23 protein-coding genes and 1 pseudogene are annotated in these 24,279 nt (G+C 59.0%); 13 read left to right on the forward strand and 11 right to left on the reverse strand.

Annotated elements, in window-relative coordinates:
- The first annotated feature begins 6 nt into the window (after positions 1–6).
- Positions 7–1,620, forward strand: a complete 1,614-nt coding sequence (locus tag ACZYSM_RS09085) for an NAD(P)/FAD-dependent oxidoreductase (RefSeq protein WP_489070903.1) — start codon at positions 7–9, stop codon at positions 1,618–1,620.
- Positions 1,621–1,741: 121 nt separating this feature from the next.
- Here the strand turns inward: ACZYSM_RS09085 and ACZYSM_RS09090 are convergent, their stop codons facing one another.
- Positions 1,742–2,836 carry a PLP-dependent cysteine synthase family protein gene (locus tag ACZYSM_RS09090; RefSeq protein WP_489070905.1) on the reverse strand — a complete coding sequence of 365 codons (1,095 nt, stop codon included), beginning with the start codon at positions 2,834–2,836 and terminating at the stop codon, positions 1,742–1,744.
- 322 nt (positions 2,837–3,158) lie between these two features.
- On the opposite strand from ACZYSM_RS09090, the gene nhaA reads away from it, so the two are divergent.
- Positions 3,159–4,346 (forward strand): Na+/H+ antiporter NhaA, encoded by a 1,188-nt coding sequence (nhaA, locus tag ACZYSM_RS09095; RefSeq protein WP_489070907.1) that lies wholly within the window; start codon positions 3,159–3,161, stop codon positions 4,344–4,346.
- A 78-nt stretch (positions 4,347–4,424) separates the two neighbouring features.
- Here the strand turns inward: nhaA and ACZYSM_RS09100 are convergent, their stop codons facing one another.
- Positions 4,425–4,889, reverse strand: a complete 465-nt coding sequence (locus ACZYSM_RS09100) for an outer membrane lipoprotein (RefSeq protein WP_489070909.1) — start codon at positions 4,887–4,889, stop codon at positions 4,425–4,427.
- A 168-nt stretch (positions 4,890–5,057) separates the two neighbouring features.
- Between ACZYSM_RS09100 and ACZYSM_RS09105 the strand changes: the two genes are divergently transcribed.
- Positions 5,058–5,294 (forward strand): hypothetical protein, encoded by a 237-nt coding sequence (locus ACZYSM_RS09105; RefSeq protein ID WP_489070910.1) that lies wholly within the window; start codon positions 5,058–5,060, stop codon positions 5,292–5,294.
- Positions 5,295–5,299: 5 nt separating this feature from the next.
- Here the strand turns inward: ACZYSM_RS09105 and pdxH are convergent, their stop codons facing one another.
- From pdxH to dinG, 5 genes are all read right to left on the reverse strand, one after another.
- Positions 5,300–5,947 carry a pyridoxamine 5'-phosphate oxidase gene (gene pdxH / locus ACZYSM_RS09110; RefSeq protein WP_489070911.1) on the reverse strand — a complete coding sequence of 216 codons (648 nt, stop codon included), beginning with the start codon at positions 5,945–5,947 and terminating at the stop codon, positions 5,300–5,302.
- Between the two features lie 23 nt (positions 5,948–5,970).
- The gene (locus tag ACZYSM_RS09115) at positions 5,971–7,047 is read right to left on the reverse strand and encodes an OmpA family protein (RefSeq protein ID WP_489070912.1); all 1,077 of its coding nucleotides are present in this window, start codon (positions 7,045–7,047) and stop codon (positions 5,971–5,973) included.
- Positions 7,048–7,189: 142 nt separating this feature from the next.
- Complete coding sequence (locus ACZYSM_RS09120) at positions 7,190–8,335, reverse strand: serine hydrolase domain-containing protein (protein ID WP_489070914.1); 1,146 nt, start codon at positions 8,333–8,335, stop codon at positions 7,190–7,192.
- Between the two features lie 263 nt (positions 8,336–8,598).
- Positions 8,599–11,022, reverse strand: a complete 2,424-nt coding sequence (locus tag ACZYSM_RS09125) for a beta-agarase (protein ID WP_489070916.1) — start codon at positions 11,020–11,022, stop codon at positions 8,599–8,601.
- A gap of 94 nt (positions 11,023–11,116) precedes the next feature.
- Positions 11,117–13,261: an ATP-dependent DNA helicase DinG gene (gene dinG / locus ACZYSM_RS09130; RefSeq protein WP_489070918.1), complete on the reverse strand. Its 2,145-nt coding sequence runs from the start codon at positions 13,259–13,261 to the stop codon at positions 11,117–11,119.
- Between the two features lie 98 nt (positions 13,262–13,359).
- Between dinG and ACZYSM_RS09135 the strand changes: the two genes are divergently transcribed.
- Complete coding sequence (locus ACZYSM_RS09135; protein WP_489070920.1) at positions 13,360–13,824, forward strand: CopD family protein; 465 nt, start codon at positions 13,360–13,362, stop codon at positions 13,822–13,824.
- An 89-nt stretch (positions 13,825–13,913) separates the two neighbouring features.
- Here the strand turns inward: ACZYSM_RS09135 and ACZYSM_RS09140 are convergent, their stop codons facing one another.
- From ACZYSM_RS09140 to ACZYSM_RS09150, 3 genes and pseudogenes are all read right to left on the reverse strand, one after another.
- Entirely contained in the window at positions 13,914–14,672 is a 759-nt protein-coding gene (locus tag ACZYSM_RS09140; RefSeq protein ID WP_489070922.1) for a collagen-like protein, read from the reverse strand.
- On the reverse strand, positions 14,665–14,928 hold the full coding sequence (locus tag ACZYSM_RS09145; RefSeq protein ID WP_489070924.1) for a DUF1145 domain-containing protein: 264 nt from the start codon (positions 14,926–14,928) through the stop codon (positions 14,665–14,667). The genes ACZYSM_RS09140 and ACZYSM_RS09145 overlap by 8 nt, the downstream gene beginning before the upstream one ends.
- Positions 14,925–15,125 (reverse strand): annotated as a pseudogene (locus ACZYSM_RS09150) (OmpA family protein); the annotation flags it as partial. The pseudogene ACZYSM_RS09150 and the gene ACZYSM_RS09145, both read right to left, overlap by 4 nt.
- Before the next feature lie 132 nt (positions 15,126–15,257).
- On the opposite strand from ACZYSM_RS09150, the gene ACZYSM_RS09155 reads away from it, so the two are divergent.
- The 4 genes from ACZYSM_RS09155 to ACZYSM_RS09170 all read left to right on the forward strand — a co-directional run bounded on the left by ACZYSM_RS09155 (position 15,258) and on the right by ACZYSM_RS09170 (position 17,075).
- Positions 15,258–15,755: a DUF6231 family protein gene (locus ACZYSM_RS09155; RefSeq protein ID WP_489070926.1), complete on the forward strand. Its 498-nt coding sequence runs from the start codon at positions 15,258–15,260 to the stop codon at positions 15,753–15,755.
- Positions 15,756–15,759: 4 nt separating this feature from the next.
- Positions 15,760–16,236, forward strand: a complete 477-nt coding sequence (locus ACZYSM_RS09160; protein WP_489070928.1) for a YchJ family protein — start codon at positions 15,760–15,762, stop codon at positions 16,234–16,236.
- A gap of 129 nt (positions 16,237–16,365) precedes the next feature.
- Positions 16,366–16,851 (forward strand): LEA/WHy family protein, encoded by a 486-nt coding sequence (locus ACZYSM_RS09165; protein WP_489070930.1) that lies wholly within the window; start codon positions 16,366–16,368, stop codon positions 16,849–16,851.
- Between the two features lie 5 nt (positions 16,852–16,856).
- Complete coding sequence (locus ACZYSM_RS09170; protein ID WP_489070932.1) at positions 16,857–17,075, forward strand: SEC-C metal-binding domain-containing protein; 219 nt, start codon at positions 16,857–16,859, stop codon at positions 17,073–17,075.
- Between the two features lie 165 nt (positions 17,076–17,240).
- Here the strand turns inward: ACZYSM_RS09170 and ACZYSM_RS09175 are convergent, their stop codons facing one another.
- A complete protein-coding gene (locus ACZYSM_RS09175) occupies positions 17,241–17,798 on the reverse strand; it encodes a cysteine hydrolase family protein (protein WP_489070934.1) in 558 nt (185 codons plus the stop codon).
- 275 nt (positions 17,799–18,073) lie between these two features.
- On the opposite strand from ACZYSM_RS09175, the gene ACZYSM_RS09180 reads away from it, so the two are divergent.
- From ACZYSM_RS09180 to ACZYSM_RS09200, 5 genes are all read left to right on the forward strand, one after another.
- Positions 18,074–20,524 carry a penicillin acylase family protein gene (locus ACZYSM_RS09180; RefSeq protein ID WP_489070936.1) on the forward strand — a complete coding sequence of 817 codons (2,451 nt, stop codon included), beginning with the start codon at positions 18,074–18,076 and terminating at the stop codon, positions 20,522–20,524.
- 335 nt (positions 20,525–20,859) lie between these two features.
- Positions 20,860–21,639: a transporter substrate-binding domain-containing protein gene (locus ACZYSM_RS09185; RefSeq protein ID WP_489070938.1), complete on the forward strand. Its 780-nt coding sequence runs from the start codon at positions 20,860–20,862 to the stop codon at positions 21,637–21,639.
- Positions 21,640–21,696: 57 nt separating this feature from the next.
- A complete protein-coding gene (locus tag ACZYSM_RS09190) occupies positions 21,697–22,425 on the forward strand; it encodes an ABC transporter permease (protein ID WP_489070940.1) in 729 nt (242 codons plus the stop codon).
- On the forward strand, positions 22,422–23,132 hold the full coding sequence (locus tag ACZYSM_RS09195; RefSeq protein ID WP_489070942.1) for an ABC transporter permease: 711 nt from the start codon (positions 22,422–22,424) through the stop codon (positions 23,130–23,132). Before ACZYSM_RS09190 ends, ACZYSM_RS09195 begins: the two co-directional genes overlap by 4 nt.
- A gap of 24 nt (positions 23,133–23,156) precedes the next feature.
- On the forward strand, positions 23,157–24,275 hold the full coding sequence (locus tag ACZYSM_RS09200) for a succinylglutamate desuccinylase/aspartoacylase family protein (RefSeq protein ID WP_489070944.1): 1,119 nt from the start codon (positions 23,157–23,159) through the stop codon (positions 24,273–24,275).
- Positions 24,276–24,279 lie beyond the last annotated feature (4 nt).

Below are 24,279 nucleotides of genomic sequence, written 5' to 3' on the forward strand. Positions count from 1 at the left end.
CCTGTCATGTTACGAATCACCGAACTCAAGCTGCCCATCGACCATCCCGAAGAAGACCTGCGGCCTGCCATCGTGCAGCGCCTGGGCATCGCCAGTGATGACCTGCTCGACGTCACCTTGTTCAAGCGCAGCTACGATGCGCGCAAGAAGTCTTCCGAACTCTGCTTCATCTACACCATCGACCTCAACGTACGCGATGAGGCGAAGCTCCTGCACACGTTCGCCGATGACCGTAACGTCAACCCGGCACCGGATGTCAGCTACAAAGTCGTTGGCCAGGCCCCGCAGGACCTAAGCGAGCGGCCGATCGTTGTGGGCTTCGGCCCGTGTGGAATTTTCGCCGGGCTACTGCTGGCGCAGATGGGTTTCAAACCGATTATCCTGGAACGCGGCACTGAAGTTCGCCAGCGCACCAAGGACACTTGGGGCCTGTGGCGCAAAAACGTGCTCAACCCAGAATCCAACGTGCAATTTGGTGAAGGCGGCGCGGGAACCTTCTCCGACGGCAAGCTTTACAGCCAGATCAAGGATCCGAAACACCACGGCCGCAAGGTCCTGCACGAGTTCGTCAAGGCCGGTGCACCGGAAGAAATCCTCTACGTCAGCAAACCGCATATCGGCACGTTCCGTCTGACGGGCGTGGTCGAAAACATGCGTCATCAGATCGAAGCCATGGGCGGTGAAATACGCTTCCAGCAGCGGGTTACCGATGTGCTGATCGAAGACGGCCAGCTCACTGGCGTGGAGCTGGCGAGTGGCGAACAAATCCATTCCCGACATGTGATCCTCGCCCTTGGCCACAGCGCCCGGGATACTTTCCGCATGCTTCACAGCCGCGGTGTATACATGGAGGCCAAGCCGTTCTCGGTGGGTTTTCGTATTGAGCATCCGCAATCACTGATCGACAGTGCACGTTTGGGCAAATACGCCGGTCACCCGAAACTTGGCGCCGCCGACTACAAACTGGTGCACCACGCCAAGAACGGGCGCTCGGTCTACAGCTTCTGCATGTGCCCGGGCGGTACGGTGGTGGCGGCAACGTCCGAGCCGAATCGAGTAGTTACCAACGGCATGAGCCAGTACTCACGCAACGAGCGCAACGCCAACTCCGGGATCGTGGTTGGCATCACCCCTGAGGTGGATTACCCGGGTGGCCCGCTGGCCGGTATCGAGTTGCAGGAGCGCCTGGAGTCCCATGCGTTCATCCTCGGCGGCAGCAACTACGAAGCTCCGGCGCAACTGGTCGGCGACTTCATCGCCGGCAAGCCGTCCACTGTTCTGGGTAGCGTTGAACCGTCTTACAAGCCGGGCGTGGCCCTGGGTGATCTGGCGCTGGCCTTGCCGGACTATGCCATCGAAGCCATTCGTGAAGCCTTGCAGGCGTTCGACAAACAGATCAAGGGCTACTCACTGCACGACGCCGTGCTGACCGGGATCGAGACCCGCACTTCATCGCCGCTGCGGATCACCCGTAACGAGTCGATGCAGAGCTTGAACGTCAAAGGTCTGTTCCCGGCCGGCGAAGGCGCAGGCTATGCCGGTGGAATTCTGTCGGCGGGCGTCGACGGGATCCGGATCGCTGAAGCGGTGGCGCGGGATATCCTCGGGATCGAGGCCTAAGCGTTATTCCTGTGGGAGCGGGCTTGCCCGCGATGAACGATAACGCTTTATATGATAGACCGCGTTGTCCCTATCGCGAGCAAGCCCGCTCCCACATTTGATCTGTGTCGCCTGGGCGATCTCAGATATTGGCGCGCAACACGCTGGCCGGCAACGCTTCACCACGCTCGGCACTCGCTGCAACCGCGTCGATCAAGCCGCTCAACTCATACCCCTGAGCCTTCAGCCAATCCTGATCGTAGTAAGTCGTCGCATAGCGCTCACCGCCATCACACAGAATCGCAACGATCGACCCCGACTCCCCCGCCTCGACCATTTGTTGCGCAGCCATTAAGGCACCAATCAGATTGGTACCGCTGGAACCGCCGACATGCCTCCCCAGACGCTGCGCCAGGTAATGCATGGCCGCCAGGGACAAGGCGTCTGGCACTTTGACCATCGCATCGATGACCTTTGGCAGGAACGACGCCTCGACCCGTGGCCGACCGATGCCTTCAATTCGCGAACCGCAGTCCAGACGCAGGCTGGCGTCGCCAGTCTGGTAATAGTCGAAAAACACCGAACGCTCGGCATCGGCGCAGAGTACGCGGGTGCAGTGTTGGCGATAACGCACATAGCGTCCGAGAGTCGCCGTCGTGCCGCCCGTGCCCGGGCTTGAAATCAGCCAGCTTGGCTCCGGGTAACGCTCAAAACGCAATTGCTGAAATATCGACTCGGCAATGTTGTTGTTCGCCCGCCAGTCAGTGGCACGCTCGGCGTAGGTGAACTGGTCGATGAAGTGGCCACCGCTCTCGCTGGCCAGGCGTTCGGACTCGGCGTAGATCTGCGTCGGATCCTGCACCAGATGGCTTTTGCCTCCGTAGAAGGCGATTTGCGCGATCTTTTCCTGAGAGGTGGTGGCAGGCATCACGGCAATAAACGGCAAACCCAGCAGTCGCGCGAAATACGCCTCGGAAATCGCCGTCGAACCACTGGACGCCTCGATCACCGGTGCGCCTGGCTTGAGCCAGCCGTTACACAACGCATACAGGAACAGCGACCGCGCCAGGCGATGCTTCAGGCTGCCGGTGGGGTGACTGGACTCATCCTTGAAGTACAGCTCAATGCCCGGAAAACCAGGTAGTGGTAAGGGGATCAAATGAGTATCGGCACTGCGTTGAAAGTCAGCCTCGATGATCCGGATGGCTTCGCGGGCCCACTGTCGGTTGTCGCTCATGGTCTTTTCTCGTTGGGTCTCGCACCATACACGGCGAAAGAAGATGTAGTGCACCCAGCTTAGATGATCGGGGGCATGGAAAACCTGGCGGTGACAACAGGTAACAGTCCAGGCCTTGCTGACGCCCGGTGGGCAGTCTTAGGAAATTTCCTGCATACCGCACAGATAGAGTCGTGACTCAATTAGATACACAACTGCTAGGCTCCAAGCCAACAAAGCCCTTGTCCGATGCATATAACAAAAAAGAATATAACTTTTGTTTTAACAACTAACCGTACGGGTTAGGGTGTCCCACCTTTTGAACTATTGATGGAGAGCGACCTTGCCTCTGCGTAGCACTTTCACGCGTTTCTTTCAGTTGGAAGCTGCCAGCGGTCTGTTATTGATTGCCGCGGCAGCCCTGGCGCTGATCATCAACAACTCACCGCTGTCCTGGCTTTATAACGGCCTGCTGGACACACCTGTGGTCGCCCAGATCGGCGCCTTGAAAATCGCCAAACCCTTGCTGCTGTGGATCAATGACGGCCTGATGGCGATGTTCTTCCTGCTGATTGGCCTGGAAGTCAAACGCGAAGTCCTCGAAGGCCACCTGTCGAAGCCTTCGCAGATCGTCCTGCCGGGCGCTGCGGCTATCGGCGGCATGGTCGTCCCGGCGCTGGTCTACTGGTTCCTCAACAAAGACAACCCGGCGGCGCTGGGCGGCTGGGCCATTCCGATGGCCACCGACATCGCCTTCGCCCTTGGTGTACTGGCCCTGTTGGGCAAACGCGTACCGGTCTCTCTAAAGCTGTTCCTGATGACCCTGGCGATCATCGACGACCTCGGGGCGATTATCGTCATCGCAATCTTCTACTCGGGCGCACTGTCCACTCTTTCACTGATGCTGGCTGCGGCTTGTCTGGTGGCGCTGGTGGCGATGAACCGACTCGGGGTGGTGAAACTCGGGCCGTACATGATCATCGGTCTGATCCTCTGGGTCTGCGTGCTCAAGAGCGGAGTCCACGCGACCCTGGCCGGGGTGACTCTGGCGTTCTGCATTCCGCTGCGCACCAAAAACGCCGAACCTTCACCGTTGCTGAGCCTGGAACACGCACTGCACCCCTGGGTCGCCTTCGGCATTCTGCCGCTGTTCGCTTTCGCCAACGCTGGGGTATCGCTGACAGGCGTTAATCTCGAAAGCTTCACCCACCATGTACCGATGGGCATCGCCGCAGGCTTGCTGCTGGGTAAAACCATCGGCGTCTTCGGCCTGACCTGGTTGGCGGTCAAGATCGGCATTGCGGCACTGCCAAACGAGGCGAACTGGGGCCAGGTGTTCGGCGTGGCGATTCTCTGCGGGATCGGCTTCACCATGAGTCTGTTCGTCGGCTCGCTGGCGTTCATTCCGGGCAGTAGCGATTACGCCGGGATGGACCGCATGGGCATCCTCACTGGTTCCATACTTGCGGCGTTGATCGGCTATGCCGTGACGGCCGCGGCCAGTCGCAAGAAGCCAGCGCTGCAATCATAAGCACCGACAGCCTCAAAGGCTGAAAACACAAAACCCCGACCAGTTGCCTGGCCGGGGTTTTGTTTTAAGCGCTTTCGCTTAGTGCGAAACGCGGCTGGTACCACCAACGGTCGAGATACGAACGCGCTCGCCGACCCGGAAAACCTCGTTTGCCTGAACCTGCTGCACGTAGGCACGCATGCTGCCGTCGTCTTCGCGAACGGTGATTTCCACGCCCTGAGTACGGGTCAGGCCTTCTTCAGTGGCCGACCCCAGCAGGCCACCGGCAACCGCACCGATCACCGCGGCTACGACGCTGCCTTTACCGCCGCCGACGGCACTACCGCCAACACCACCAACGACCGCACCGGCGGCAGCGCCGATCGGGGTCTTGGTGCCTTCGATTTTCACCGGCCGTAAGGATTCGATGGTACCCATGCGAATCGTCTGTACACGACGCGCTTCGTCACGGGAGTAAGAGTCACCGGTCAGGCTGGACTGGCAGCCACCGAGCAACATAGCCATCGTGCTGAAAGAAGCAACCAACAGAACAGACTTACGCATAGCATCAACTCCAAAGGACAGGTATCCATTAAACCCCGCAGCTTGACTCCTGTCACGGCATCGCCCGGATAAAGTTGTTTTCATTCAGGCACAGTACAGCCGTGCCAGATAACTCATCACACAGTAGCGTCAATTTTCAAAACGTGCGCCGCTGGCTAAAGGATTTCCATGGATTACTTCATTATTGTCGTCACCACCGTCGCCGGACTGTACTTCCACTGGTGGCTGTACGTGCGGATCAAACGCTGGATGGATCGCGACCTGGCGTTGGCTCTGGCGAACGGCGACGAGCAGAAAAAAGCCTTCATGCTGCAACAGTTGACCAGCGCCCAGGAGCAGAAAATCAAACGCCGGGATCTGCCGCGCTGGCTCCAGGCTGCCGAGGCCACCTATCCCGACCGGTAGACTGTTTAAGGCGCCAGACGCTCGCGTGCCCAATCGCTACCGTGCAAACGGTAGTTGAGCCGATCATGCAAGCGACTCGGACGACCTTGCCAGAACTCGATACGTTCCGGCAACAAACGATAACCGCCCCAATGCTCCGGGCAATGGGGTTGAGTGTCGCTGAAGCGCTGTTCTGTGGTCTTGAGCAACCCTTCCAGCTCCTCGCGACCGGCAATCACCCGACTCTGCGGTGAAGCCCAGGCGCCGAGACGGCTGCCCAGCGGACGCACCTGATAGTACGCATCGGATTCCTCAGGGGTGACCTTGACCACCCGCCCCTCGATGCGCACCTGGCGCTCCAGCGTCGGCCAGAAAAAGGTCATGGCGGCGAACGGACGCGCCACCAATTGCTGCCCTTTGGCACTCTCGTAGTTGGTGAAGAAGGTAAAGCCCTGCTCATCAAGTCCCTTGAGCAGGAGAATACGGCAATGCGGGCGACCGTCCTGATCGACGGTGGCCAGAGTCATCGCGTTCGCCTCGACCGGCGGCTGTTCGGTTTTCACCGCCTCAGCGAACCACTGATGGAACAGCGCGAAAGGCTCAACCGGAGCCTGGGCTTCGGTCAAACCATCGCGGGTATAGTCGCGGCGCATATCAGCCAGACTTTGGGTCATGGCGCTTTCCTTCTGCTTAAGAATCAGTTCTTGGTCTGATCAGACGGTGTGGCGGCCTTCGTCGGGGCAGTGTCTTTGGCCGGGGCCGCCTTTTTCGCGGATCCTTTCTTGGCGACTGGTTTCTTCGCCGATGCGGCCTTTTTGGACGCTGCGGACTTCTTCGATTTCGATGTAGCGGCTTTTTTTGCGGCAACGGCTGGAACCGCAGGCTTCACATCCGACACAACCGCCATTTCTGCCGCAGGAGGGGTCGGCTGGCTGTACTTGCTCACCAACGCCAACATCGTGGTGCGTTGCGTAAGCACGATTTCCATACGACGGTTCAAGGCGCGGCCCTGGGCACTGTCATTGGCAGCACGCGGCATCAGCCCCCCCATGCCACGCAACATCAGGCGATCGCGCTGCAAACCACTGAGGCTGAAAATCGACGCAATGGATTGCGCACGTTCCTTGCTCAGTTGCTGACTTTCCGGAGCCGCGCTAGTAGTATCTCCATGACCAAGAACCAGTACGGAGGTCTTTGGATCACCTTCAACCAGTTTGGCGACCCGGGTGAACGGGCCAAGGGTTACCGGCAACAACATGGCAGGACGTTTAGGGTTGAAGGCCCCGTCAACGGGAACAATCACCACCAGCACATTCTCGCGGCGCTCCACTTGCAGGTTACTGTCCTTAATCGCGACACGCAGGCGCGGCTCATAATCGTCCAGCCAGGCCTGAGTGATTTTAGGATCCGGCATCGGGACGTCTTTCACCTCTGCCTTGCTGACTTCTTTAGGATGATCGCCAAACGGCCACCACCAGTGACTGTCGGTCTCAGCCTTGGCGACTGGCGTCGGGGCGGTAGCTGGCGTTGAAGCCGCTGCTGTCGCCGCTTTGGTCTTGGCGGCTGTCGCAGCAGCTGCCGGGGTGGTGGCTGGGGTTGGAGCCGCAGCTGTCACCGTTTTGATTTCTGGCTTGCCAGCGTCTTTATTCGCGACCTTGTCGGAACCTGAACCGAATGACCACCAATGGCCACCATCTGCATCATTTTGTGGGGTTTGTGCACAACCGGTAATGCTGAGGCACAGAGCCAGGGCGAAAGTTTTGTTCGATGACATCGGGATATCCACAAAATGAGATAAAAAGCTGTTGGTCTCTACGACCCGTTTAAGCAGACGCTTTGAAACTAAAAAAGCCACAGGGTTCCGTTCTGCAGCTTTTCAGGCATGTTTTATCAAACAAATGCCATACAGCAACCCTTTACAGGCAATCCGCCAAAACCCGCACAAGCTTTTGCGCGCGCGGGTCCATCAATACGTAGGGCCCTAGGGTATTTGTCACAAAGCCAAAGGCCACATCGTGTTCAGGGTCAGCAAAACCGATGGAGCCTCCAGCGCCCGGATGGCCGAACGCTCGTGGCCCGAGGCCGTAGGTCGCGTTGGGTACATCCGGTTGATCGAGCATGCAGCCCAGACCAAAACGGGTCTGGGTCAATAATGTTTTGTCTGGCCCGATGCTGTGCTCGCGGGTCAATTCGTTGAGCATTTCGGCCTCCAGCAGGCTGCCGTCGAGCAAACCGCTGTAGAACCCCGCCAGGCTACGGGCATTGCCATGGCCATTGGCTGCGGGTTGCTGCATACGTCGCCATTCCGGCTTGTTGGTGCTGGTCATGATCGACGGCGGGTTGGTGAAGGCCCGCGTAGTCATAACCGTCGGCTCACGCAGGGTCACTTGTAGCAAGCGCTGAGCCGCGGCGTCGCCGACATTACCTTTTCCACGAGCAATATGCGCAACGCGATGGAATTCTTCATCTGCCAGACCGACATGAAAGTCCAGCCCCAACGGCCGCGCAACCCGCGCCACTATGGACTCTCCCGGGCCACGTCCGTCAGCGCGACGCAGCAACTCACCGACCAACCAGCCGTAGGTGATCGCCGCATAACCATGGCCTTCTCCTGGCGTCCACCAAGGTGCTTCGGCGGCTAAGGCATCGACCATGGTTTGCCAGTTGTAAAGGGCTTCGGGCGCTAGCAGCTCGCGCAACGCCGGCAAGCCAGCTTGATGGCAGAGCAGTTGACGCAGGGTGATCGACTCTTTGCCAGCAGCAGCGAACTCGGGCCAGTACTTGGCGACCGGTGCATCCAATTGCAACTTGCCTTCGGCCACCAATTGCAACGCGGTGACGGCGGTAAAGGTCTTGGTGCAGGAGAACAGGTTAGCGATGGTGTCGCTGTGCCAAGCCTCAGTGCCATCCTTGTCCGCGGTACCCGCCCATAGGTCGACCACGGTTTCCCCGCCGATCTGAATGCACAGCGCGGCACCGCGCTCCTGGGGATCATCGAAGAGTGCAGTAAACGCTTCGCGCACGGCTTCGAACTTAAGCTCGTAATGACCCTGAATCTGCACCCGCAACTCCTTCAGACAATCGTTTACAAAGTGGTACGCATTGTTCCAGCCCTTGAGGGATTTTGGAACTGGCTTGGGCTGGGCGGTCGCCTATGCGCGGGCTGGATCCGAAATCTGGTGCCAGTCAGGACGCCATCGCGAGCAAGCCCGCTCCCACATCGAGATATGTGTCAGCCCACAATAGCGTGATCAGAGCAGAACTAATGTGGGAGCGGGCTTGCTCGCGATGAACGATGACGCGGTATTTCGGTAGACCTCAGCCTTTAATGGCCGTTACCCGAATGCCCACCCGTGTGCCCGCCCTGCCCCGCGCCCTTGCCCTGATTACCTTTCTTGCTGCCTTCGCCTTCGTGGGACGCCGCTTTATCGGCATCGGCTTTGGCCTTCTCGGCCTCTTTGCCCAGTTGATCGACCGCCAGCAGGTTGCTCTTGCGCACGCTGTCGACAAAGCCCTGAAACGGCAAATCGGTAATGCCCACCAACCCGAAATGGCCGTTTTCGCCATCCTGCAGGCGACCGGTCACCGGTTGATCGAGGTACTGGAACCAGTGCACACCGACAATCGATGGCTCGGACACAGCTTGTTTGAGGAAGTTGGCATAAGCCGGTCCACGATCCTCTTCCTTCTTCAGTTCCGTCACACCGCCCCAGAACGGACCGCGATCCCGCGAACCAAAGTTGAACTCGGTGATCAGCACTGGCTTGTCCAGATCGCGCAATCTGGCGAAGTCATAGCCGTCCTGCGGTTGCAGCGTGTACATGTTGAAACTCAACACGTCGCAATACTGCGCACAGGATTCGACGGCTTCAGGTGTGCTGACGGCATAACGCCCTCCCAGCAACAGATGATTCGGTGCATGCCACTTCAGCGAATCGGAAATAGTTTTGAAGTAGGTGTCAGCGAAGGCTTTCTGGAAGTATTTGAAGTCAGCTTCGATTTCCGGGTGTTCCGGACTTGGCAGCGGCGGCTCAAAGCCCGGGTCTTCCATCAACTCCCAAGCCGGCAGATCAATGCCCCAGGCTTTCGACAAACCTGCCTGGTTGCGGTACTTGTCGCGCAACTGCTTGAGGAACGCACGTTTGGCCGGCACGTCGGTGGTCATGCGCAAAGTGCCGTAAGCCAACGCGTAACGGGATTTCGGATCATCGCCGGGACCGGCCCAGGCCAGCTCATTGTCGGCAAAATAGCCGATCAGCCACGGATCATCCCGGTGGTCGCGGGCGGCGATGGCCACAGCACGTTCGGTGGCCATGGCGAAACGCGGGTCGAACGGGTCGGGCATTCCGCCCCACCAATCGGTGCCAGTACTGATACTGGCGTAGTCGCCAACAATCGACAGTGGCAAGGTGTAGGGCACGCGATCATTGAGGCCCAGCGCCGGGGCACTCCAGTTGCCGATGGTGTTGAAACCCCATGCCTGCAGACGATCAAGGGTGTGACTGGCCCAGCGTTTCTCGTCAATGGTTTGGGCCGCGCACGGCACGGCGGCCGGTTTCTCAGCGATTTTCTCGGCGGTGTTTTCTACGGCATCCGCTTTGGCGGCTGCCGCGACCCCGGCCTTGGTCTCATGGGTGGCCGCGCAGGGTTGACCGTAAGTACGCTGGAGATTGGCGCCATAGAAGTCATACCAGCGACCGGCATTGAAACCACGGCCCTTGTCGGCACCGTTACCCCCACGGTTATTACCTTCACCGTAGTAGCTGGCCAATGGATCATCGGTCTTGGGCAGCGCGCCGAACATCCATTCACGTCCGGCGACATAGGTCTGGTGGGTATCGGCGGTGACCGTGTTGACCCCCAAGGAATAGAACGGATGACCTTCCGGGGTCACCAGATACCAGCGTCCATCACGTTTTTCTGTGCGAAAGAAGCCGCTCGCCTTGAACGCAGGGCCCTTGTTCCAACCACCGAATTTATCCAGGGAGGAGCGCTCGCGCTCGGCAAGCCAGGTTTTCAACTGCTGTTGCTCTTTGCCGGCAGCAGCTTTCAATTGCTCATCGCTGCTGACTTTCTCCGGCCATTTAGCCCGAGTGAACTGACCATAAGCATCGACCAGCGAGCCATAGGCCGCCTTCACCACCGCATCGCCGTCCTGCACACCGAAGCGCTCAAGCATGATGCTCTGCGCCACTTTCGGCTTATCCATCGATATCGTGACCGACACCACCTGGCTGCGATCCAGTTCGCCTTCGCTGCTGGCGAGCAAGACCCGCTGGCCATCGACCGTCATCGGCATCGGAGGCCCGGCTTTCATGCCTTGGCTCAGCGGTGTACTGGCCTGCAATGGCACCAACAGGGTCTGCGCCGGACCGGCCGGCAGGTCAATGCGGCTGATCAGCGTTTTGCCGTCGTTACTCTGAATGTTCACGTAAAGAGTCAGCGCCCAGTTCATAGCGCTCTGGATCCGCAAGCTCATAACGCTCGACTGCGACCAGTCCCAGACACCGGTTTGTGGCGTCAGGCGCAGGCTCGGCTGGGTTGCCGGGTTGAAGGTTACCCTGCGCAGCACTTCGCCTTCGGCCGTTTGCTCCGCGTTAGACTGCGGCAGGCTGGCATCTTCAGTCGCCACCTTGACCACATCGGCAGGGCGGACAAAGTTGAACAGTGTCTGTTGTCCGGCGGGCGCAGCCAGTAGCGGCGCGGCGAACAGCAGAGCAAAAACAGCGGGCAGCGAACGGCGAATCATAGGAACGAGGTTCTCCCTAACGACCAGTGAACGGTCTGTGTGGAATCGGTGACATGAGGTAGACCACGCGGTGGGCATATTTGCCCACCGGGTCTCAAGAAATTTCGCGACGGAACGGCGGTAACGCATTGAGAATGGCTTTACCGTAGCGTTGCGTGACCAGGCGCCGATCGAGCAAGGTGATGGTGCCGCGATCCTCCTCGGTACGCAGCAGCCTCCCGCAGGCCTGGACCAACTTCAGCGAGGCGTCCGGCACGGAGATTTCCATGAACGGATTGCCGCCACGGGCTTCGATCCATTCGGCCAGCGCCGCTTCGACCGGATCATCCGGCACCGAGAACGGGATCTTGGCGATCACCACGTGCTCGCAATAGGCGCCGGGTAAATCCACGCCCTCGGCGAAACTCGCCAGGCCGAACAGCACACTGGAGTCGCCGCCATCAACCCGCGCCTTGTGCTTGTTCAGGGTTTCCTGTTTCGACAGATTGCCTTGAATGAACACTTGTTTGCGCCAGTCGCGGTCCAGGCCGTCGAACACATCCTGCATCTGTTTACGCGATGAGAACAGCACCAAGGTGCCGCGCGAGCCTTCGACCAGCCCCGGTAGATCGCGAATGATCGCCGCCGTGTGTGCGGGGGCGTCCCGAGGGTCGGCGCGCAGGTCAGGAACCCGTAGCACACCAGCGTCAGCATGATGGAAGGGGCTTGGCACCACCGCCGTCACAGCTTTTTTCGGCAGACCGGCGCGCATGCGAAAACGATCGAAAGTGCCCAACGCGGTCAAGGTGGCCGACGTCACCAGCGCGCCATAGGCGACGTTCCACAGGTTACGGCGGAGCATTTCTGCCGCAAGGATCGGGCTGGCGTTGACCTCGATATCGAACAGCGAGCCGCTTTCGGCCAGGGTCAACCAACGGGCCATCGGCGGGTTGTCTTCAGGGTCTTCGGCAGTGAAGGCGGTCCACAGCTCCCAGTTACCTTGGGATCGAGACAGCAAACTGCCGAACAACGGATACCACTCTTCCGCCTGATTGCTGGCGATGCCAATGTTGACCTCGCCATCCATGCCTTCCTTGAGCAGCTCGGTGAGCCGGGTGAAGACGTCGGTCAGGCGCGAAAAGCCCTTCTTCAGCTCGATGCCCATTTCACGCATGTGCTCGGGGATCACCCCGCCGACGAAACGATGGCGAGGCCGTTCGCGGCCTTCCACGTCTTCGCCGGGCTTGAAGTCGGCCACTTGCTCGCAGGCAGTGAACATGAACTGTTGCTGAGCCTTGATCTCGCGCGCCAATTCCGGCACCTGCTCGATCAACTTGCCCAAGTCGCCAGGCAGCGGATGCTGGGCCAACAGTTTGGTGAGATTCTTGGCTGTCTGCTCCAGCCAGTCAGCCGTGGAGCGCAGACGGGTGTAATGGGCGAAGTGGCCGATGGCCTTATCTGGCAGGTGGTGACCTTCGTCGAACACGTAGAGCGTGTCGCGCGGATCCGGCAGCACTGCACCCCCGCCCAGCGCCAGGTCGGCCAGCACCATGTCGTGGTTGGTGACGATCACGTCAACCTTACCCATGCCTTCGCGGGCCTTGTAAAAGGCGCACTGGCCAAAGTTCGGGCAATGACGGTTGGTGCACTGGCTGTGATCGGTGGTCAGGCGCGCCCAGTCCTGGTCTTCCAGGGCCGTGGACCAACTGTCGCGGTCGCCATCCCATTTATTACCGGCGAGTTTTTCAATCATGCTGGTAAACAGCTTCTGACTGGCCTCATCGACCTCGATCTTGAAGCCTTCTTCTTCGAAAAGCTGGGAGGTGGCGGTTTGCGCATGGCCTTCCTGCAGCAACATGTCGAGCTTGGACAGGCACATATAGCGGCCCCGCCCCTTGGCCAGGGCGAAGGTGAAGTTCAGCCCGCTGTTGCGCATCAGGTCCGGCAAATCCTTGTAGACGATCTGCTCTTGCAACGCGACGGTCGCGGTGGCGATCACCAGGCGTTTGCCAGCGGCCTTGGCGACAGGAATCGCGGCCAGGCTGTAGGCCACGGTTTTCCCGGTACCGGTGCCTGCCTCAACGGCCACTACTGCGGGGTCGCCACTGCGCCGGCCTTCGTCATCGGTATCGATGTCACCGAGGACTTTGGCAATTTCGGCGATCATCAGGCGTTGGCCGTAACGAGGCTTGAGGCTCTTGGCTTCGAGAAAACGCGAGTAAGCGCCCTGGATCTGGGATTTGAGTTCGGTGCTGATCATGGTCTTCGGGCGCGAAAAACGCTGGATAAATTTTCAGTGGTTCGAATCGGCCGCTATCATAACCCGCTAATTCATCCCGCGCAGAACGGAGTACCCCAATGACACCCTTTGCCCTTGTCTACACCCTGCATGTACTGGCAGCCCTGGTCTGGGTTGGCGGCATGTTTTTCGCCTGGATGGTCCTGCGTCCCGCCGCAATGGCGACACTCGAAGGCCCGGCGCGGTTGAAGCTGTGGATAGAAGTGTTTCAACGTTTTTTTGTGTGGGTCTGGGTCGCCGTGGTGCTTTTGCCGATCAGCGGTGTTGGCCTGATCCATTTGCGCTTCAACGGCTTTGAAACCGCACCGCGTTATGTGCAGGTGATGATGGGTTTGTACCTGGTGATGACGGCGCTGTTTATCCGCATTCAGGCATTACAACTGCCGGAATTGCGTAAAGCGGTGTTGGCTGAAGATTGGCCGACGGGGGCTGCGACTCTAGGGAGGATTCGGCGTTTGGTGGGGATTAATCTGCTGTTGGGCATGTTGTTGGTGGCCGTGGCTTCGGCTCGACCAGGCTTCTGAAGCGTCTGGACTGACGCCTCGTGGGCAAGGGACGCCTAGTCCTTGCCCACGATGACGGTCTGTCAGACACCACACATTTCTGAATCTGCTTACAACCGCTGCACTGTCACCGATCCCGCATCACCGGCAGGCCCGGGCTGGCCTTCAGCGCCCGGCTTCCCGCTCTTGCCGCCATTGGCGCGGTAAACGAAACAGCCTTTGGACTTGCCGCCAGCGCCTGGTTTGCCAGCGGCTCCGGCCAATCCGCCCGCGCCACCGTCGACCCAGATCTTGATCTGCGCGCCTGGGTAGTCTCGCGGCAATTCCACACGTACTTGCGCACCGGCAGCCCCGGGATGACCATCGCCGCCGTTATCGCCATCAGCACCGTGACCGGCCTGACCCCAGGTACAACCGGGGGCCTGACCATTGGCGCCATCCAGACCGACATAACCCGGCCCACCGGCACCGCCGCGCGCATCGACTGACAACTCTTGAGCGTTCAGCGAGTTGATTCGCAGGTTGAGGTTACGCCCAGGCTTGGCTGCCTTAAGGTAAGTACCCGGTGCACCTCGAGACGTAATCTGACTGCCGCTGCCCAATTGAGCATGGCTAACCTTCAATTGCAGACTTTGCTCACCGGGTACGATAGCGATTCGTGCTTCACGCCCCAGATGCAGTTCGCCGACCGTCACTTCGGTCACGTTGGAGGGAATCAGCAGGGTCCCGTAATCGGCGACTTCCAGCCGTTCAAGTTGCAAGGCACTGGCGGTATTGGGCAAACGCATCAAGGAATTGGTTTCGACCGTTACCACCTGGGCATAGGCCAAAGGGCTACACAAAGCGGCCAGCAGACAGAGCTCACGCATGATTAGTCTCCCGGATAGCTTGCAGATGAAAAATACCAACCAGCAGAATCTGTAAGCGATCACGCCATGGATGGACACGACCTTTCAGGCTGCCTTTGAGCAGCATCAGCTCCATGAGATGCGTCAGCAGCAATAGGCTACCGGCGAGATTGACCAATAGATGGAACGGATTGATTAGCGGGTTGAGCAGATTGACCACTACCACTAACCAGAACAGCAAAGTCAAAAACTTCCCCAGCCCCCAAAACACCTTCATACGCTCCCCCGTTGAGAATTATTATTTGCACGCACAGTACCGACTTCCACGAAGGATAAGCCAGAGGGCGGTAAAAATTCTTCTTCAACGGAAAAGGTAGCCGCCGGATGAGTCTCGCCGGCACCGACTACCGAGACGAAGCTACTGCGTGGCACGCCCAAGCTGATCAGGTAGTCCTTCACCGAGTGCGCACGTTTTAATCTGCGCCAGTGATAGGCCACCCCGGTTTCGTCCCGTATTCACGGGAGATTCCGGTATTTCGCGAAAACCTGCTCTAGGCCCGGACGTTCGGGCACGCTAGTCTTCGCAGTTCTGATTGAGGATCTTCGATGACCGCAGGTATTTCTTCGCGCACACCCCAGCAAGCCCTTGCCGCTTTGCTCGATCGCTATGCGCCGCAGCGTCTGTTGCTGATCGGTGCCAGCGACTTCCCGGCACTCGAAGCGTTCAAGCAGGCGCACCCGGACACTTGTGTGGCACAAGCCGCACCCGGCCCTCTGCCGGCAGAGCTGGCGGCGCGCCGCTTCGACCTGGCACTGGCAGTCGATTGCCTGGAGCATTTGCCCAAGCGCGATGGCCTGAACTTGCTTGGCGGGATTCGCAACCTCAATGCCAGCCGTATCGCCGTGCTGGCGGATCTTTCGGCTTGTGGCTGGCAGGAGACCGATTTTTTCTCCCTGGCGCTGCAAGCCAGCGAGCGCTTCCAACGCGACGAGCAGGAGCTGACCCTGTTTACCTACGATCTGCTTGAATACAAACAAGTGCCCGACTGGCTAAATGCCCGGTTCTGGGCCAACCCGGAAAACTTCGGCAAGTATTGGTGGTAATGCGATGAGTACCTCGATTTGTCCCTGCGGTAGCGGCAATCTGCTGGACGCTTGTTGCGGCCACTACCATGCCGGCCATCCGGCTCCCTGCGCCGAAGCCTTGATGCGCTCGCGCTACAGCGCTTATGTGCTGGGCCTGGTGGATTATCTGGTAGCGACCACCCTGCCCGCGCAACAGGCAAGCCTGGATCGTCAATCGATCAGTGACTGGAGTGCCCAAAGCACCTGGCTGGGTTTGGAAGTGGAGAGCTCCGAGGTATTTGGCGGCCAGCCCGAACACGCCTTCGTGACCTTCACCGCGCGCTGGCACGACAGCGCGGGTGAACACAGCCACCGCGAGCGCTCCTCGTTCGTGCAGAACAGCGGCCACTGGTACTTCATCGACCCCACCGTGCAGCTCAAGGCCGGGCGCAACGACGCCTGTCCCTGTGCCAGCGGTCAGAAATTCAAGAAGTGCTGCTCGAGCTATTTTCTCTCTTGAGGTGATCCCAAAAGATCGCAGCCTCCGGCAGCGCCTACGTTAGATCGGCGTACATCCTGTAGGAGCTGCCGGAGGCTGCGATCTTTTAAGCGCTAGCGCTAGACTGGGGTTCAAGGGAGAAACACGACCATGATCACCCGACGGCTCTCATTACATTTGCTCACCCTGCTCATGGTGCTGACGCTTTCCGGCTGCGCGTCCTGGTTTAGTGACGACACGCCGGATCCTCAGGTGTATCTGGTCAAGGTCGAGGTGGTCCGGGCCAAACTGCTGGAGCAGAAATTCCTGCTGCACTTTCGTGTCGACAACCCCAACGACAGCGACCTGACCGTTCGTAGCCTGGAGTACCGCATCCACCTGGGGAGCATGCTGCTGACCGAAGGCGAGCACGAGCATTGGTTCACGGTCGGCCCCAACCGCAGCGCCTATTTCAAGGTGCCTATCCGCACCAACCTGTGGCCCCGGGTGCGGGATCTGGTGAAACTGCTGAAAAAACCCGATCAACCCATTCCCTATCGTCTGGAAGGTGAGCTGGAAACCGGTTTATTCATCGCGCACTACGTGCACCTGGCGCGCAATGGCGTGATAATCCCCGCCGATTTAATTCCGGAGTGACCCCGATGACCCAAGAACCTCATGTCCATGGCCCTGACTGCACCCACGATCATGACCATCAAGAACACCATGAACACCATGAACACGACCATGGCCATGTTCACGGCCCCAATTGCGGCCACGCCCACCAGGAACCAGTGCGCAACGCCCTGAAAGATGTCGGTCGCAACGACCCTTGCCCATGCGGCAACGGCAAGAAATTCAAGAAGTGCCACGGCGCTTGATGCTCCGGGCGAATACTTTCTTCGCCTGTTGAATCGCCATCGCGAGCAAGCCCGCTCCCACATTTAATCTGCGTCAGCCTACGATGGTGTGAGCGGCGCAAATGTAGTGTGGGAGCGAGCTTGCTCGCGATGGTGGCGACTCGGTACCACTGACGCCTCCCGGATTCAGCCTTTCTTCAGAATCTCGGCCGTCGTCACCACCGTGGCGTACTCGCCGTGCAAGTTACCCAGCGACATCCCATGCACCTCTTGGGCTAAATGGGTGTTGCCAAAATAATCCGCCTTGTCGAAGGTAAAACACGCGTCCTCCGCAACCCAGGTATCAAACCCCAGATTTCCGGCCGTTCGCGCCGTAGATTCCACCGAGTTATTCGTCGCCACACCGACGATGATCAACTGATCGATCCCGGCCTCTCGCAAACTCGTCTCCAGCCCCGTAGCGCAAAACGCATCCGGCACCTGTTTCTGAATCAGCTGTTCGCCGGCCAACGGCTGGAACCGCGCCTGAAACTCCACCCCCGATTGCTGTGGCCAGAACACCGAGTCCGGTGAACGTGAGAGGTGTTGCACATGAATCACCGGCCGTTCGGTTCGACGCCAATGACCCAACAATTCCAGCATACGTTCCTCCGCCTGCGGGTTGTTCCGGCGACCGAGCCTGGGGTGCAGGATGCCTTTTTGTTGGTCGATGATGATCAGCGCCGCGTTTGCCTTGAGCTCCATGCCGGGTTTTCTCTTGCTGGGTCATTGAATGTCCCGCACTTCAACATTACCTCTTTCAACAGGCAAGCCATCGAAAGCAAGCAGGACGACCTGACGCCGGAGTTTGCTGTCCGTGCACAAAGACACCCCTCACCTAGAGAACTCCATGCCAATTCATGAGTGATGTAAGGTTTATCAGACAAATCTTGAAATAAGATCCGCCCCCTTCTTGCGCGGCATCCTCCTGCTCACTAACGTAGCGCCTTTATCAGCACTACCCCCGCAGGAGCTTTGCCATGGCCTCGCCAGCCTTCACACATTTTCTTCCCCGGTTCGGCGTTGCCGCAGCAGTGGCCGGTGCTCTGAGTCTGACCGGTTGTCAGACCTGGGACACTCAAGACACCCTGCCACCCACTTCCGGCGTGCAGCCACTCAAAGGGTTGGCGCAGAACGTATCGGTGCGCCGCAATGCCATGGGCATGCCGCTGATCGAGAGCAACAGTTTCCACGACGCGCTGTTCACCCTGGGTTACGTGCACGCCAGTGATCGCATCACCCAGATGGTCACCATGCGCTTGCTGGCTCAGGGCCGTCTGGCCGAGATGTCCGGCTCCGACGTGCTGGAAGCCGACCGTTTCATGCGTGCGGTCAATCTAAAGAAAAGTGCCGGCGAGCTCTATAACGCCGCTTCGCCGCGCCTCAAGCGCTTTTTCGAAGTCTACGCGCGCGGTGTCAACGCCTACCTGTTCCGCTACCGCGACAAGCTGCCGCCTGACCTGGCCGCCTCTGGCTACAAGCCCGAATACTGGAAACCGGAAGATTCGGCACTGATCTTTTGCCTGCTGAGCTTCAGCCAATCGGCAAACCTGCAGGAAGAAATCTCCTCGCTGGTACTGGCGCAGAAAGTCGGTGCCGACAAGCTCGCCTGGCTGATCCCGTCCTATCCGGATGAACCGCTGCCCTTCGCCGAAGCCGAAAAGCTCAAGGGTCTGAACCTCAACGGACAAATTCCAGGCCTGGCCGACATCACCAAAGTCACCGCTCAACTCTCCGACCTGAACCTGCTGAGCGTCGCGACTTCGAACAACTGGGCCATTGCGCCACAACGCAGCCGCAGTGGCAAAAGCCTGCTCGCCAGCGACAGCCATCTGCCGATGGCCGCGCCGTCGCTGTGGAATTACGTGCAGCTACGCGCGCCGAAATACCAGGCCGCTGGCGTGTCAGTCGCCGGGATCCCGGCCATCGTCGCTGGTTTCAACGGCAAGGTCGCGTGGAGCATGACCATGGTCATGGGCGACAATCAGGACCTGTTCCTCGAAAAACTCAAACGCCAGGGTAATGCGCTTTACTACGAAGTCGGAGGCAAGTGGCAGCCGGCTATCGTTCGTAACGAAACCTACTTCGTCAAAGGTCAGCGACCGATTCGCGAAGTCGTGTACGAAACCCGCCACGGTCCGCTGCTCAACAGCGCGCTAGGCGAGACGCTTAGCAGTGGTTATGGCCTGGCGTTGCAAATGCCGGACCTCAAGGACGACAAGAGCCTGGATGCGTTCTTTGATCTGTCCCGTGCGCAGAATGTCGAAAAAGCCTCTGACGCCAGCCGCGAGATCCGCGCCATCGCCTTGAATATGGTGTTCGCCGACGCGAGCAATATCGGCTGGCAAGTCACCGGCCGCTTCCCGAACCGCCGCGAAGGTGAAGGCTTGCTGCCATCGCCGGGCTGGGAAGGTCGCTACGATTGGGACGGTTATGCCGACCCGATGCTGCACCCCTATGACCAGGACCCGGCTCAAGGCTGGCTCGGCACCGCCAACCAACGGATCATTCCTCATGGCTATGGCATGCAGTTGTCCAACTCCTGGTACTACCCGGAACGCGGCGAGCGCATCGCCGAACTGGCAGGTGTTGGCAAGCACGACACCCGCAGCATGATCGCCATGCAATACGACCAGACCACCACCTTCGCCGCCAAGCTGAAGAAGATGTTCGAGGCACCGGGCATGTCCCAGCCACTCAAGCAGGCCATCGACGCCCTGCCCGAAGCTGAACGTAGCAAGGCCCGCGAGGCCTACAGCCGCTTGATGGCGTTCGACGGCAAACTCAGCCCGACCTCGGCCGATGCGGCGATCTACGAGCTGTTCCTGCAAGAAAGCACCAAGCAGATCTTCCTTGACGAATTGGGCCCGGAATCCAGCCCGGCCTGGAAAGCCTTCGTCGCCAACGGCAATCTGTCCTACTCGGCTCAAGCCGACCACCTGCTCGGTCGCGAGGACAGTCCGTTTTGGGACGACACCCGCACGCCGCAAAAGGAAGACAAACCGACCATCCTCGCCCGCAGCCTTGCGGCGGCGATTACCGCCGGTGACAGCCAGATGGGCACCGATCACAAAGCCTGGCAGTGGGGCAAACTGCACCGCTACGAGTGGAAAAACGCCAGCGGCCAAACCGTGCGCGGTCCGATGCCCGCGGGTGGCGATCACACCACGTTGAACGCTGCCGCTTACCATTGGGGGCAGGATTTCAATACCACGTTGATACCGGCCATGCGCTTCATCGTCGACTTCGGTCAGGCAGAACCGATGATAGGCCTCAACAGCACCGGCCAATCCGGTAACCCGGCCAGCCCGCATTACATCGATGGCATAGATCCTTGGCTCAAGGGTCAATACATGAGTTTCCCGATGCAGCCGCAGAATTTTGAAAAGGTCTACGGCAAGACGCGGTTGACGCTGGTGCCGGGTAAGTAATCGCCTATGTCCTGTGATCATTCTCACGCTGGCGCGTGGGAATGCCTCACTTAACGCTCTGCGTGCGCTTGTGACGCGCAGTGTCACGGGCTACATTTCCACGCAGACGCGTTCGACGCCCCGACGTGGGAACGAGCCGAAGCCTTATCTTGGTGCAGTAATCTATCCATGCCCGTTTTCGGGCACGCCACAGCAATATCTCTTTCGAAAACTACCTTTTAAAACACTTGTTCGGGACTATGGTTCGGAAATTGCTACTTTTATTAGGTCTTACGCTTTCCAGTAACAATAATTCTGCGCCACAAGCGCTCGTATTGGTTTTTAGGGATTGAATAATGAAAAAAGCATTGCTGACCCTTTCTGCACTGGCGTTGTGCATGGCTGCTGGCTCCGCGCTGGCCAAGGAGTATAAAGAACTGCGTTTTGGGGTTGACCCATCCTACGCACCGTTCGAGTCCAAAGCGGCTGACGGCAGCCTGGTGGGCTTCGATATCGATCTGGGTAATGCGATCTGCGCCGAACTGAAGGTCAAGTGCAAATGGGTCGAAAGCGATTTCGACGGCATGATTCCAGGCCTTAAAGCCAATAAATTCGATGGTGTGATCTCGTCGATGACCGTTACCGAGGCCCGCGAGAAAGTCATCGACTTCTCCAGCGAGCTGTTCTCAGGCCCAACCGCACTGGTGTACAAGAAAGGCTCCGGCATCTCTGACGTGGCCTCGCTCAAGGGTAAAAAGGTTGGCTACGAGCAAGGCACCATTCAGGAAGCCTACGCCAAAGCCGTGCTGGACAAGGCTGGCGTCACCACTCAAGCCTATGCCAACCAGGACCAGGTCTATACCGACTTGACCTCCGGCCGTCTCGATGCCTCGATCCAGGATATGTTGCAGGCCCAGCTGGGCTTCCTGAAGTCGCCACAAGGTGCTAGCTACGAAGTCAGCAAGCCAGTCAACGACCCTCTGCTGCCAGCCAAAACTGCGGTAGGTATCTCGAAAGGTAACAAAGACCTCAAGGCCCTACTCGATAAAGGTATCAAAGCGTTACACGATGATGGCACTTACGCCACCATTCAGAAGAAACACTTTGGCGATCTGAATCTCTACAGCGGCAAATAATGCCCGGCGCCCACCTTGAAAAGGTGGGCGCTTTTCTGACTGTCAAAGGCTGGATCCATGTTTGAAGAACTGTTGCAAACCCTGGGGCTTTCCGCCTTCAGCTTGAAGGGTTTCGGCCCCTTGCTGTTGCAAGGCACCTGGATGACCATCAAATTGTCGGTGTTGTCGCTGCTGGTGAGCGTTCTGCTCGGCCTGATCGGCGCCAGTGCCAAGCTTTCAAGCGTCAAGCTGTTACGTGTTCCGGCGCAGTGCTACACCACGCTGATTCGCGGGGTGCCGGATCTGGTGCTGATGCTGCTGATTTTCTACAGCCTGCAAACCTGGTTGACCAGTCTCACCGTGGCGCTGGACTGGGAATACATCGAGATCAACCCGTTCAGCGCCGGGGTCATTACTCTGGGCTTTATTTATGGTGCGTACTTCACTGAGACCTTCCGCGGCGCGATTCTCGCCGTGCCGCGCGGGCAGATGGAAGCCGCAACAGCCTACGGTTTGAAACGCGGCCAGCGTTTTCGCTTCGTGGTGTTCCCGCAAATGATGCGCTTCGCCCTACCCGGCATTGGCAATAACTGGATGGTGATGCTCAAGGCCACCGCACTGGTGTCGATCATCGGTCTGGCCGACCTGGTCAAGGCCGCTCAGGACGCCGGCAAAAGCACCTATCAGCTGTTTTACTTCCTGGTAGTCGCGGCACTGATTTATCTGCTGATTACCAGTGCTTCGAACGTCGTCCTGCGCTGGCTCGAACGGCGTTATGCGGCGGGCTCCCGGGAGGCCGTGCGATGATCGAACTCCTGCAGGATTACTGGAGACCCTTCCTCTATAGCGACGGTTACCACATCACCGGCCTGGCAATGACGATGTGGTTGCTCAGCGCCTCGATCTTCATTGGTTTTCTGGTGTCGATCCCACTGTCCATCGCCCGGGTTTCACCCAAGCTTTACGTACGCTGGCCGGTGCAGTTCTACACCTACCTGTTCCGTGGTACGCCGCTCTATATCCAGTTGCTGATCTGCTACACCGGGATCTACAGCCTCGCCGCAGTGCGCGCGCAGCCAGTGCTCGACGCGTTCTTTCGCGATGCGATGAATTGCACCATCCTGGCCTTCGCCCTGAACACCTGCGCCTACACCACGGAAATTTTTGCCGGGGCGATTCGCAGCATGGCCCACGGTGAAGTCGAAGCGGCAAAAGCCTATGGTCTGACCGGCTGGAAATTGTATGCCTATGTGATCATGCCCTCGGCCCTGCGCCGTTCGCTGCCGTACTACAGCAACGAAGTGATCCTGATGCTGCACTCGACCACCGTGGCCTTTACCGCGACCATCCCGGATGTATTGAAAGTCGCACGGGATGCCAACTCAGCGACCTTTTTGACCTTCCAATCGTTCGGCATTGCCGCGCTGATCTACCTGACCGTCACCTTTGCGCTGGTCGGTTTGTTCCGCCTCGCCGAACGTCGATGGCTGGCCTTCCTCGGGCCGACCCACTAGGACTTCTGCTTCAGGAAACAAGAGATGCGCCATCAGATTCATGACTTACTTGCCCCGCTACCGGGCACTGCACGACACATTCACAGTTTCCACTTCGGCCCGCAGCAGGCCGAAAGCAAGATCTACATTCAATCGTCACTGCACGCGGACGAATTGCCAGGCATGCTGGTGGCCTGGCACCTCAAGCTGCGCCTGGCCGAGCTGGAGGCTCAAGGCCGTCTGCGCAGTGAGATCGTGCTGGTGCCAGTGGCCAATCCGGTCGGCCTGGAACAAGTGCTGATGGACGTACCGTTGGGCCGCTACGAGCTGGAAAGCGGGCAGAACTTCAATCGTTGGTTCGTCGACCTGAGTGAAGAGGTCGGTAACCAAATCGAAGGTCAGCTCAGCGATGATCCTCAACATAACCTCAAGCTGATTCGCACCAGTCTGCACAACGCGTTGGCCCGGCAAACGGCCAACACTCAACTGCAATCCCAACGCCTGACCCTGCAACGGCTGGCTTGCGATGCCGACATGGTGCTGGACCTGCATTGCGATTTCGAAGCCGTCGCCCACCTGTACACCACCCCTGAAGCCTGGCCGCAGGTCGAACCTTTGGCGCGCTATATCGGTGCCGAGGCCAGCCTGCTGGCCACCGATTCGGGCGGACAGTCCTTCGATGAATGTTTCACCTTGCTCTGGTGGCAGTTGAAAGAGCGCTTCGGTGAGTGTTTCGAGATTCCGCTGGGCAGTTTTTCGGTCACCGTCGAGCTGCGCGGTCAGGGTGACGTCAATCACGGGCTGGCCAGCCTGGACTGTCAGGCACTGATTGATTACCTGACACGATTCGGCGCCATTGCCGGCGAAGCGGCGCCCCTGCCGGAGCTGCCCTACCCGGCCACACCGCTGGCGGGCGTTGAGCCGGTTGCGACGCCCGTCGGTGGTCTGCTGGTGTTTGCCGCGCTCCCCGGGGAATACCTTGAGGCAGGGCAACTGGTCGCCGAAGTCATCGATCCAATCAACGACCGCGTCACCCCCATTCATTGCAACAACGCCGGGCTGCTTTACGCCCGCTCGCTGCGGCGCATGGCCACCGCCGGCATGGTAATCGCCCATGTCGCTGGCCGCGAAGCCTATCGCAGCGGCTACCTACTTTCGCCTTGAGGAT

The organism is Pseudomonas sp. F220 (genome assembly GCF_057813935.1).